Here is an 11,825-nt window from a genome sequence, read left to right on the forward strand (position 1 = left end):
AGCGTAAAACCATGTTGCACACGGTCGCCGCGATTGTCGTCGAGGACTTCATGCCGTTCGAACTCGGCGTTGTCTGCGAGGTCTTCGGCGTCGACCGGACCGCGGAGGGTGGGCCGTCCTTCGATTTCCGGGTATGCGGGGAACGCCCCGGCGAGCCGCTGCCCTGCGCACAGGGTTTCGCGCTCGTTCCCTCGGTGGGGTTGGCAGGGCTGGACGACGCGGATCTCGTGGTGGTGCCCGCCGCGACGGTCCGCGGCGAGTACGCACCGGTTGTCCTCGACACGCTGCGCGACGCCTACGACCGTGGCGCGGTGTTGCTTTCGGTGTGCAGTGGCGCGTATCTGCTCGGTGCTGCCGGTTTGCTGGATGGGCGGCGGTGCACCACCCATTGGCGTTACGTCGAGGATTTCCGGCAACGCTTTCCCCGTGCGGACGTCGATCCTGACGTGCTGTTCGTCGACGACGGATCGATCGTGACCAGCGCGGGCACGGCAGCGGGCATCGACGCGTGCCTGCATCTGGTCCGACGGGAAATCGGTTCCGCCGCAGCGAATCTGATCGCACGACGGATGGTCATCGCGCCGCATCGGCAGGGCGGGCAACGGCAGTTCGTCGACCGGCCGGTGCCTGCGAGCGCCGACGCGAGCCTGCAGCCGGTCCTCGACGAGATCCTCACCGACCTCACCGTCGAACACACCGTCGCCGAGCTCGCCCGCCGCGCCAGCGTCTCCACCCGCACCCTGCTGCGCCGGTTCACCGCCGAAACCGGCACGACCCCGCATCGCTGGCTCACCCTGCAACGCATCCGCCGCGCTCAGCATCTGCTCGAGGACACCACCTTGGATGTCGAGCAGATCGCCCGCGCCACCGGCATGGGCACCGGACCGCTACTGCGCCACCACTTTCGCCGGATCGTCGGGGTAACCCCCAAGGAGTACCGCGCCGCCTTCGCCACCCGGACGGAGACGTCGGCGAGCCGAGGTCATTGATCGAATGATGTCGTTGCCGCACGCCGCGACACCCGGCTGCTCGCGGGGTTTCACCCGCTGCGCTTCTCCGCTTCGAGTGCTCGGTGCTCAAACAGCAACGTATTTCCCTTGTGCGCCACCTGGATTCGCGGGGCGCCGCCGCGCTCGGAGCGCGCCGTGTTGCGCACCTGCTGCGGGGTCGCGCCGAACCAGCGGCGGACCACCCTGGTCAGGGTGGATTGCTCGCGCAATCCGATCAACGCGGTGATCTCGGTCATCGGCATATCGGTTTCGCGCAGCAGCCGGTAGGTGACGTCGCGGCGGGCACCGTCGAGCACCTCGCTGAAGGTCGTGCCCTCGTCCGCGAGCGCGCGCTGTAGCGATCGGCCGTGCATGGACAGCCGCTTGGCGACATCGTCGATATCGGGCTTCGTGCCGGTGAAGTTGTGGTCGATGGTGATTCGGACGCGCGCCGTCATGCTCTTGTCGAGCTCCGAATAGTTCCTGGCCAGATAGTCCATCGATATGGTGCGCAGCACCTGGTCGCTGCACGGTATCGGCCGGTTCAGCAGTTCGGCCGGAATGCGCAACAGCGTGGTGCTCGACTCGAATCGCACTTCGGCACCGAAGAATTCGGCGTAGCGGGCGGCGGGTGCGAGGGGTGGGTGCGGCAGATGAATGCTCCGCAAGCCGTAGTCGCCGACCGCGCGACGCAATCGGTGGTGGATGCTGCCCGCCGACAGATCGATGCCCTGCGCGAATCCGTTCGCCTCGCCGGGATCACGGAAGTTGATCGCCACCACGCCCGGCTGGTCTACCGGGTCGGGCACCAGCGCGAGCGAAATCCCGGCGTGGTGCACGAACAGGTACTTGGACGCACAGGAGATCGCATCGCCGAGGGTCGCGGCATTGGAAATAGCAACCGACAACGCGCCGAGCACACTGTCGTCCTGGCGGTCGGACAGCCGCAGGCCGAAATCAGGACAGTCGAGTTCGGCCGCCGCGGCCTGCAATGCCCAGCCGATCGCCTCGCCGGGGACCACAGCATCGTCGTCGTTCACCGCGGCCGGGGTGATGCCGAAGCGTTCGAGCAGCCGCGCGCCGTCACCGCCGAGTTCGTCGACGAGCGCCGGGTAACCGCGCAGGCTTGCCGCGCGCGCCATGATCACCACCGCTGGATCACCAACCTTCGGCCGGACTCGTCGGCTGCGTCGTCGCAGCCGGACCGGCTACTCGTCTGCCGAGCCACTGATCGGCAGGCCAGACCGGTCGTTCGTGCACGATTGATCTTTCCGAGACAGTGAGTATCACAAATGGCGGGGGCCGCGGCTATCAAATGGCAAAATTTGGCAGTGCGGACTGCCCTGCGCTCTAGTGCATCAGGACAAAAACTTGTCGTCCTGGAGCAATCAGGAACGTGCGGCGCACCGCCATACTCAGGCAGCAATGAGCAAGCACTGTGGCGCGGCCGGTTGCCAGCTGCCGGCGGACCGCGCCGCAGACCACCGGCCGTCGCGGGCGCTTTTCGACCGAGTCGGTGCGGATCACACCGAACTCGCCGCCGGCCGTATCCACCTCGATACGCGCGGAAAAGCCGCCACCCGCTCGCTGTGCGACGGCCGGACTTCGCGGGTCGCCGGGCAGCGAGTTTCCGCAACCGGACAGGAATGGATCGAGATGGAAGCACGGGCCCGCACGAAGCGATTCGCACGACCCGCACTACTTTTCGCCGCAACACTTCTCTGCGCGGGGACGGTGACGCCGTTCGCGTCCGCCGAACCGCCGGAGGGGTTCACCGACATCACCGGCGGCCCCTACGCGGCAGCGTGGACCGCGGCAGTCGACGGACCCCAGCCGTACTCGCAAATTTTCCCGGACTTGGCGATACCCGTCACGATGAGCGACGGCACCGTGATCAAGCTCGATGTCCAGCGTCCCGGCAACGGCGGCCGCCCGGTCGACGAAAAGCTGCCGACCATCGTCGAATTCCAGACCTACAGCAAGATCGCCATCAATCTGGCCTCGGCGATGCTCCAGATTCCTGGCATCGATGAGGTCCTGTTGCCCGCGTTGGCGTCGGTCGGCGCCCCGCCCGGCTCCGGCCTGGAGGGCCTGACAGATCTGACCAGGCAGCTCGATGCCGGGCTGCTGGCCACAGCCGCGCACAACTTCGATCTGGTCAAGGGCGGCTACAACCTGGTGCACGTCGATATTCGCGGCACCGGCACCTCGCAGGGCCATTGGCAGTTGTTCGGCGACAAGGAACGCCAGGACGCGGCCGAGGTGATCGACTGGGTCACCCGGCAGCCATGGAGCAACGGCTCGGTCGCGGTCAAGGGCACCTCCGCGACCGCCATCGCCGCCTTACGCGCCGCCGACCGGGGAAACCCGGCAATCAAAGCGGTCTTCGGGTTCGTGCCAAGTGCCGATCTGATCGACGACATCGTCATCCCAGGCGGCGGAGTGGGTTTCGGCTTCGCGGCGTTCTGGCCGATGTCGGTGAATCTGGCCAAGTTCGCCCCCGATGTCGAGTCGATCATCGCGGGCCGCTTCGATCCGGCACAGCAGTTGCAATGGTTCAAGGATCGGCTCGCCGATCCGCTCACCTTCATGGACGTGGTCGCGAACGCCTTCACCGCCATGAACACCGGACAGCTCACCCCGAAGACCCGCGCGCTCATCGATCCGGATTCCGATCTGCGCAAAGGCATGAAGGCCGACACCGAAAAGATCACCGCACCAACCTTTCTGGCCAGCGCGTGGTGGGACATCTTCGGTAGCACGCCCACCGACACCTACAACGACCTGGCGCTGCCGACCGAACAGAAGAAGCTGATCGTCGGCGAGGGGTTCCACGCCGGGGCCGGGCTTGCCGGGTTCGGCCATCCCGGGATGCCGCCACGGCTGGATGTGTTACAGCGGGCCTGGTTCGACAAGTGGCTCAAGGGAATCGACAACGGTATCGACAAATACAGCCCGCTCACCCTGAAACAGCAAGGTGGCGAATGGACTTCGGCGCCGTCGTTCCCCAGGGTGCCGGGCACACATCAGCGGATGTACCTGAACGATCGACGCTCTGGCACGGCGAACTCGCTGTATGACGGCGGACTTTCGGCTGACCCGGTGCAAGGCACGGTCAACGACCTGACCGTGGCACCCAGCCTGCTGAGCGTGTGCTCGCGGGACACGTCCCGCATCTGGGCCGGGATTCCGTCGATCATCATGGCGTGCGACCAGGATTCACGAATCTGGGAGCTGAACGGACTCACCTTCACCAGCAGCCCGGTGACCGAGCCGACGGTGCTCTCAGGGCCGATCAACGCACACCTCAACACTGTGCTCGATCACCCGGACGGGTATTGGGTCGTCACCGTCAACGATGTGTTCCCCGACGGCCGCTCCCGTGAGATCAGCTCTGGACAACTACTGGCGTCGGTCCGCCAGATCGATGAGGCCAAGAGCACAAGGGCGGCCAACGGCGACTACATCAGGCCCGAGTACTACATGGACCTGGACCGGCGCGAGCCCGTCGAGCCAGGACGGCCGCTCACCCTCGACATCGCCCTCGATCCCACCGATGCGGTGCTGCAGCCCGGCCATCGGCTGCGCATCGACATCTATGCCAGCAACCTGCCCAAGGGTCTGCCACCGATGCTCGCCCTGGTGGACAGCCAACTGGCGCCCCAGCACCTTCGGCTGGACCCTGGCCAGCCGAGCTGGGTGAACGTTCCGCTGAGTGTCACCATCCCCGGATAGACATCGGGAAAACGTAGGCCGCGCAGGGCGTTTCCGTCCTGCGCGGCCTGCGGTGGTCGATCAGCCCTTACGGCACCAACAGGTACCACTCCGCGAAGGTGCTCCGGATCGGCCACGCGATGGCCATGACCTTCGCCGGGCCCGTGCCGACCCACAGGTCCGTCGTGATGGTCTCGCCCGGTGCCGCATCGGCGTAGACGTAGACATCCCGGGTCTGCAGCCCCGCCGAGCCGACCCAGCCCAGCTTCACCTGGTTGCCGCACGGGCCGCCGAGATAGCCGCGTGGTGTCACGTGGGCAAGCACGTGCCCCGGATGGTGTGGTGCCGCCTCGAGCGCCAAGTCGATCGCGCCTGCACACAGACTCGCGTCGCCGAAGCTGTAGAGCGTGCTGCCGATCGTCGCCAACTGTGGCAGCGGGTCCGCCTGCGCCGGTGCCGCCACCCCTCCGAACACCAGCGCAGCGAGCACCGCCGACACTATTCCCGCTAGCATTCGCCGCGCCCTCATCAGTGGATACCCCTTCCGTGGAGCGACATTCGCCGCCCGCTTCCGCACGACAGCCGGTCGGCTGCGTAAACCGCGAGCGACATTATCGAAACAACTCGGCTGGTGCCGGAGCGTTAAGTTCTGCCTAACCGTTCTGAAGTGCTTCTCCACCAGGGAATTCCGACACTCCGACGACCATCCGGGTCGGATCGGGCCGGATCGGGCGTCGTAGGATACTGCCCCCGGATCCGTTCGCTCTGCCAGATACGCCAGTAACGACGACTGCACGATGTCGAATCAGGAGGGCTGTCGGTGTTGCCACGTGAACGTGCACGAAGCTTTGTCGAGTCATCTCGATGCCAGCGGTTCGTCGTCGCGGTCATTCTGCTGAACGCGGCGGCCCTAGGTGCGGAAACGTCCGACTGGCTGATGGCGATCGCAGGCAGGTCGATCCATCTGGTCGACACGGTCGCGCTCGGAATATTCGTCATCGAGATGCTGCTCAAGCTGTATGCCTACGGGCCCAGCTATTTTCGCGATCCGTGGAATTGTTTCGATTTCCTTGTCATCGGCGTCGCGCTGGTGCCCGCATCCGGTGGGCTTTCGGTGCTGCGGGCCTTCCGCATCCTCAGGGTGCTTCGTCTGGTCTCGGTCAGCCCGAGCATGCGACGGGTGGTGGCCAACTTGCTCGCCGCGTTGCCGGGCATGGGATCCATCCTCGGCCTGCTCGCGTTGGTCCTGTACGTGGCGGCCGTCATGGCCACCAAGTTGTTCGGCGCGATAACCCCGGAGTACTTCGGCAGCCTCGGCACGTCCATGTGGACGCTGTTTCAAGTCATGACCGGCGAAGCGTGGCCGGATATCGCGCGCACGGTGATGGCCGAGAAACCGCTGGCGTGGATCTTCTTCCTTGTTTACATCCTGGTCTCCACCTTTGTGGTGCTCAATTTGTTCCTGGCCGTCATGGTGAGCGCGGCGGAAGACGTGCGGGACGGGGAAAACCGTAAGCGCAAAGACCAGCAAACTGGAGCCGACAGTGCCTCCTACACAACAATTCTCAGCGAACTGACCGCGCTCCGCGCAGAGGTCAACGCATTGCGTTCCGGCACACACACCCTGGTGCCCGACACTCGCCGACAACTCAGCGACGTCGAACTAGCCCACGCGGTCATCCTCTACCGCAACGGCCACCCGCTCGCCCATATCGCCGACCGACTCGGCGTCACCCACGAAACCATCCGCACCACCCTGCAACGCCGCGCCGTCCTCCGCCATCGCTGACCAGTCGGCCCGGACGAAGGCCAGGTCATCGCGACCGAGCCTTCGTGAGTGGGCCTGGCGGGCCAGCGGATTCAGGCGATGTCGAGGGCGGCGCGGACGATGGCGTCGGTGTCGATGTCGTGGTGGCGGTAGACGTCGTCGAGGGATCCGACTTGCCCGAACTGGGTGACGCCGAGTCCCGCGTGGCGCACCCGGTTGATGCCGGCCAGGAAGGTGAGGGTGTGCGGGTGGCCGTCGAGCACGGTGATCAGCGGGGTCGCCCGATCGGCGGGGAAGAGTTGATCGAGGATCCAGGTTTCGCCGGTGCCGCGACCTTGGCGGGCTTGCAGCGCACGGAACAGGAGATCTGGGCTGGTGATGCAGATGACGTCGGCAGGGACCCCCGCGAGGTCGAGTCGTGTTGCGGCGCTGAGGGCTTCGGTCATCATCGCGCCCATCGCGGCAATCGTCACGCGGGCATCGTCGCGCCGGATCAGCGCATACCCACCGGCGACGACCTGGCGACGACGGCGCTCGCGTGCGGCCGGGTCGGACGGCACCGCGGCCAGCGTCTGGTCGACGGGCCGCGTCGACAGTCGCAGATAGGCCGAGCTGCCGCCGGGGCGGCCGAGCTGGTTGAGGCAGGCGAGCAGTGCCCATTCCACGTCGAGGGAGAAGGCCAGTTCGTAGCTGGTGCACCCCGGCTGTTCGAGTCCGATCGACGGCGTCTTGATGGATTGATGGGCACCGCCCTCGGCGGCCAAGGTGACCCCGGAGGGCGTGCCGACCAGGATGGATTGACCGCCGGCGTAGATGCCGTACGACCACGGCTCCAGCGCGCGCTCGACGAACGGGTCGTAGACGACGCCGATCGGGAAAAGCGGCTGCCCCCAACGACTCCAGGTGGCGCCGAGCTCGCCGATGAGGCCGACCAGGTTGGTCTCCGCGATGCCGAGTTCCATGTGCTGACCGGTGGGCTTCTCGCGCCAGTGCAAGATGGTTTCGGCGTCGTCGGCGAACCAGTCGTGCCGCTCGGCCGACGACCACACCCCGACCTTGTTCACCCATCCGGCCAGGTTGGTCGTCGAACTGACATCAGGGCTCACGGTCACGATCCTGCGCGCGGCCTCGGGTGCGGCGCGGGTGAGATCGAGCAGCACGCGTCCGAGCGCGGACTGGGTGGTCGCGGTGCCCTTCGGCGTCCTGCCGAAATCTGAAGGAATGGCCGGAAGCCCCACCGGCACAACAGGATCGCGGCGCAGGCGGGCCGCGACGGCGGCACACATCCGGCCCGGCGCGGTGCTGTCCTCGAATCGCGACCACGGCCGATCCGGATCCATGCCCAAATCGCTTGCCAGCTGGACATATTCGGCCGTACTCAACAGTGAGGAATGGTTCTGCGGGTGGCCCTCGACCGGCAGCCCGTAACCCTTGATGGTGTAGGCGATGATGATCGTCGGCCGGGAATCATCGATCCGGCGGTAGGCCGCCGTCAGCGCGGCGAGGTCGTGACCGCCGAGATTGCGGATCGCCGCCGTCAGCGTCTCGTCGTCGAGTCCGGCGATCAGCGTCGCGATCGCCGCGCTGCCATTGCCGGTGCCCGGCAGCCGGGTGCGCAGTTCCTCGGCGTTGCAGCGCAGCAGTCGCTGGTACTCCGGATTCGACATGTCCAGGATGCGGGTGCGCAGCTCGGCACCGCCTGCCCGCGCGAAAAGCGACTCGAGCAACTGGCCGAACTTGACCGTGATCACCTGCCAGCCTGCGGCGTCGAACATCTTCTCCAGCCTGCCCGCCGCGATATTCGGCACCACCCGGTCCAGCGACTGCCGATTGAGATCGACGATCCACACCACCTCACCCAGATCGATGACGCCGGGGTCGACAACGGCCTCCCATACCGCGCCCTCGTCGAGCTCGGCGTCGCCGACCAAGGAGTACTGGCGGCCCGTGCCCGCGGCACCGTCGAGGGTGTTGACGTAGCGGCGCGCCATCGCACCCCAGATCGGCGCGGTGGCGCCGATGCCCACCGACCCGGTCGAATAGTCCACCGTGTCAGGGTCTTTGGCCCGGCTCGGGTAGGACTGCAGTCCGCCGAACTGACGCAACGTGGTCAGGTAGGACTCGTCGAGCTCGCCGAGCAGATAGTTGATGCTGTGCAGCACCGGAGACGCGTGCGGTTTCACCGAAACGCGATCACCGGGACGCAGCTGCTCGAACCACAGTGCGGTCATGATCGACACCATCGAGGCCGACGAGGCCTGATGGCCACCGACCTTGAGCCCGCTCGGATTCGGACGCACCCGATTGGCATGGTGGATCATCGCCGTGGACAGCCAGAGCACCCGCTGCTGAATCGCTTCGAGCCCTTCGGGGGTACCGGAGAACTCGACTCCTGAATCGACGGCCGGGGCACTCATCGCAGTCTCCTCGCGCGTAATCGGTTGCGGCGCGCGCACAGAGGCTCGGCCATGGGCACACAGTGATCGAGGTTCGGGCAGCACACCCACCCGAGAAGGTTCCGTTGTGCAGAACTGTCAGCAAGTCCAGCAATAGGAGATGTTTTGCGCAATACTGACACGCGGACTTGATCAGATTGCCTACGGCGGACCTGTCGTGATGAGAACGGGGTTGTCACAATGCCAAGCACGCACACCGTCGACCAGATCGATGCCAGGATCCTGCTCGCACTCTCCGACGCGCCACGCGCGACCGTTCTCGCGCTCGCCGCGGACACCGGACTGTCCCGCAACACCGTCCAAGCCCGGCTGAACAAACTCGAAATGTCCGGCGCCCTACGCTCGTTCGAGCGGCGCATCGTGCCGTCGACCCTCGGCTACCCGCTGCAAGCGTTCGTCCTCACCCATGTCACGCAGCGCAAGCTCACCGCGGTGTCGGCGGCGCTCGCCGAGATTCCGGAGGTCCTCGAAGTACACGGACTCACCGGCGTCGCCGACCTGCTCGTCCACGTGGTGGCCCGCGACGCCGACGACCTCTATCGGATAGCCGGTCAGATCCTCGACATCAAGGGCGTCAAACGCACCAACACCGCCCTGGTCATGCGCGAACTCGTCGACTACCGCATCCAGCCACTGGTCGCCGCACGCGCCGAAAGCATCCAGGAGAGCCGCGACGACTCCGCCACCCGATGATCCGTCGACCCCGGCGGCTAGACCGGGCGGCGCTACGGCCCCGGGGCGTCGGTGTCGGCGGTGACCGGGAAGGACCAGGTCATTTCTGATCTGCTGCTGAAGATGTCGTACCAGTCCTCGTTCGAGATTCCGTGTTCGCCGGTGTTGATATCGGCGGAACTGACGGAGACCTCGACGCCCTCCACGCCGGCTGCGGACTCGCTGGCGCCCATCCCACCGGGCATGAAGAGGCGGGCGCGGATGATGGACACCTTGACGTTGGCGAACGCGGGCTTGCCTGCGGCCTGCAAGGCCGCGATCTCGGCGGCGCGGCGGTTGACGTCGGCGGAGATTTTCGGCCAGAGCGCCTGGACACCTTTCTGAATCTCCTTGGCGTCCAATCGGGCTCGGAAGTAGGCGGCCAGTAGATCGACTGCGAGACCTGCTCCCGACAGGGCATAGGAAGATCCCAATGAGCGCAAGGTCGAACCGACACGCACCCGGACAGTCAGTGGACGCGATGGCGCAGGCTTCGCGGTGGTCGGCGCCTGGGTCGGCAGCGTGGTACCGGGCGATGTCTGTGCGGGCGGCGTCGCCGTCACCGGCTGCTGGGCAGGTTTCGGCGTGGCCGGAGCCGGTGTCGTGGCAGGCGGGACTTTGGCGGTGGGCACCGTCGATGGGGCAGGCGGGACCTTCGCGGTTGGCACTGTCGACGGGGTAGGCGGGTTGGCGACGACCGGCGGTTTCACGGTGGGTTGTGGTTTTGTGGCGGTGGGTGTTTTGACGGCGGGTGGCGCCGACCCGGAGACCACGGGCGGCTTCACGACCGCCTTTTTCTTTGTCGCAGAAGACTTTTTCGGTGCGGGCGTCGCAGCCGGAGGCGTACTCGTCCCTGGCGTGACCACCCCGGCGCCGGTGATCGGCCGACGGTGGGTCGTCGTCCCGTACCGCACTTCGCTGATCGGCGAGCCCGGCCGGAACAAGACCGAATTCATCTCGTCCTGAACCTCTTTCGACGGCACCTGCGCGAAACTGATCACGATGCTCTCGCCGTTCGCCAGGTGCCTGCTGTTCCGCACAGCTTGGTCGACGTACGCGCGAGCCCTGGCCCGCGCGGCGGACGGTTGCAGCGACACGAGATCGTCGGACTTGAGATTGACGTGGATCCGTTCGAGGCTGCCGTCCGGGCGACGCCGGTCCAACGAGTAATCCGGCTGTGCATAACTCGACTGTCCGGGCGGCAGGTCGTGGTCTGGTAGCGCCGGGCCGCCCGCGACATGTTTGGTCTGCGGCGGACCCGCCGTGGCACTCGGTGTGCGCTGCAGCTCGTCGAAGGCGCCACGGCGCTGGCTCTTCTCCAACGTTGTTCCCGCGGTGCGCGCGATCAGCCTGCGATACCGCTCGAGGTCGGCGGCTTTGCGCGCCGGGGAGCGTTGTTTCGCGCCGGGTTGCCGGTAGCTGCGTTCGAGGGCGCGCGCTTCGTTCTCGGCTTCCGCCTGGGTGAGCAGGGCCGGGTCCTTGCCCGCTGCCGCCCGCTCCCGCGCACGTCGTTGGGTGGCCGCTTTGTCGCGCGCGCGTTCGGCGGCCTTGGCCTCGCCCTCCGCGTCGTCCTCGTCCTCGTCCTCACAGGCGACCCGGACGGGGCTCCGGCCTCGGACGTTGATCTGCGCGTCATCGAGCCAGCCTGCGGCAGCCTGTCGCGCGTCACTTTCCGCCTGCGCGGGCGTGAGCGCGCCGCCCGCCCCGCTCCAATTCTGTTGCACGACATGGGCGAGTTCGTGCGCGAGCAGATGATCACCCGCCGCAGTGCCCGGCCGGTACGCGCCTTCGCGGAAGACCACGTCGTTGCCGACGGTGTACGCGCGCGCTCGCAACGCGCGCGCCGACATGTCCGCCGCGGCCCCCGCATGAATCCGCACCGCGCCGAAGTCGTGGCCGAAGCGCGCCTCCATCTCGGTCCGGATCGTCGCGTCGAGTGGTGCGCCGTCATTGGTCCTGGTCGCGGGTATCGCGCTCAGATCTACGCCGAACCCGTCCGGCGCCCGCTGCGCCTCGGCAGTGCGCAGCCCCGGCTGCCGGACCACGTGCGACGGCCCGATCCCCGTGCTGGTAGGCACCGCTTTCCGGCCGCCTGTTCGACTGGACACCCCTCCATGATCGGCACCGTCGGCGGCGAACGAAATAGATCCTTGGATCTATCTTTCGCGGCATGCAGACTGGTTCGCC

The 11,825-nt window shown here is 66.7% G+C and carries 8 protein-coding genes; 4 read left to right on the forward strand and 4 right to left on the reverse strand.

Features of this window, described 5'->3' with window-relative positions; translation table 11 throughout:
* Window positions 1-11 precede the first annotated feature (11 nt).
* On the forward strand, window positions 12-989 hold the full coding sequence (locus NA11_RS10315; protein ID WP_069161607.1) for a GlxA family transcriptional regulator: 978 nt from the start codon (window positions 12-14) through the stop codon (window positions 987-989).
* Between the two features lie 50 nt (window positions 990-1,039).
* Here NA11_RS10315 and NA11_RS10320 read toward each other — a convergent pair whose 3' ends face one another.
* Complete coding sequence (locus NA11_RS10320) at window positions 1,040-2,131, reverse strand: AraC family transcriptional regulator (RefSeq protein WP_245745809.1); 1,092 nt, start codon at window positions 2,129-2,131, stop codon at window positions 1,040-1,042.
* Window positions 2,132-2,414: 283 nt separating this feature from the next.
* On the opposite strand from NA11_RS10320, the gene NA11_RS10325 reads away from it, so the two are divergent.
* Window positions 2,415-4,724: a CocE/NonD family hydrolase gene (locus NA11_RS10325; protein ID WP_245745810.1), complete on the forward strand. Its 2,310-nt coding sequence runs from the start codon at window positions 2,415-2,417 to the stop codon at window positions 4,722-4,724.
* A 67-nt stretch (window positions 4,725-4,791) separates the two neighbouring features.
* Here the strand turns inward: NA11_RS10325 and NA11_RS10330 are convergent, their stop codons facing one another.
* Window positions 4,792-5,217, reverse strand: coding sequence for a hypothetical protein (locus NA11_RS10330; protein ID WP_141717514.1), 426 nt, complete (start codon window positions 5,215-5,217; stop codon window positions 4,792-4,794).
* 306 nt (window positions 5,218-5,523) lie between these two features.
* Here NA11_RS10330 and NA11_RS10335 point away from each other — a divergent pair, with 306 nt between their 5' ends.
* On the forward strand, window positions 5,524-6,492 hold the full coding sequence (locus tag NA11_RS10335) for an ion transporter (protein ID WP_069161610.1): 969 nt from the start codon (window positions 5,524-5,526) through the stop codon (window positions 6,490-6,492).
* A gap of 71 nt (window positions 6,493-6,563) precedes the next feature.
* Here the strand turns inward: NA11_RS10335 and NA11_RS10340 are convergent, their stop codons facing one another.
* The gene (locus tag NA11_RS10340; protein WP_069161611.1) at window positions 6,564-8,888 is read right to left on the reverse strand and encodes a thiamine pyrophosphate-binding protein; all 2,325 of its coding nucleotides are present in this window, start codon (window positions 8,886-8,888) and stop codon (window positions 6,564-6,566) included.
* 219 nt (window positions 8,889-9,107) lie between these two features.
* Between NA11_RS10340 and NA11_RS10345 the strand changes: the two genes are divergently transcribed.
* Complete coding sequence (locus NA11_RS10345) at window positions 9,108-9,620, forward strand: Lrp/AsnC family transcriptional regulator (RefSeq protein WP_069161612.1); 513 nt, start codon at window positions 9,108-9,110, stop codon at window positions 9,618-9,620.
* A 32-nt stretch (window positions 9,621-9,652) separates the two neighbouring features.
* Here the strand turns inward: NA11_RS10345 and NA11_RS46280 are convergent, their stop codons facing one another.
* Window positions 9,653-11,746: an eCIS core domain-containing protein gene (locus NA11_RS46280; protein ID WP_245745811.1), complete on the reverse strand. Its 2,094-nt coding sequence runs from the start codon at window positions 11,744-11,746 to the stop codon at window positions 9,653-9,655.
* Window positions 11,747-11,825: the final 79 nt, after the last annotated feature.

Origin of the sequence: Nocardia altamirensis NBRC 108246 (genome assembly GCF_001612685.1) — a bacterium.
GTDB classification, from domain to species: Bacteria; Actinomycetota; Actinomycetes; order Mycobacteriales; family Mycobacteriaceae; genus Nocardia; species Nocardia altamirensis.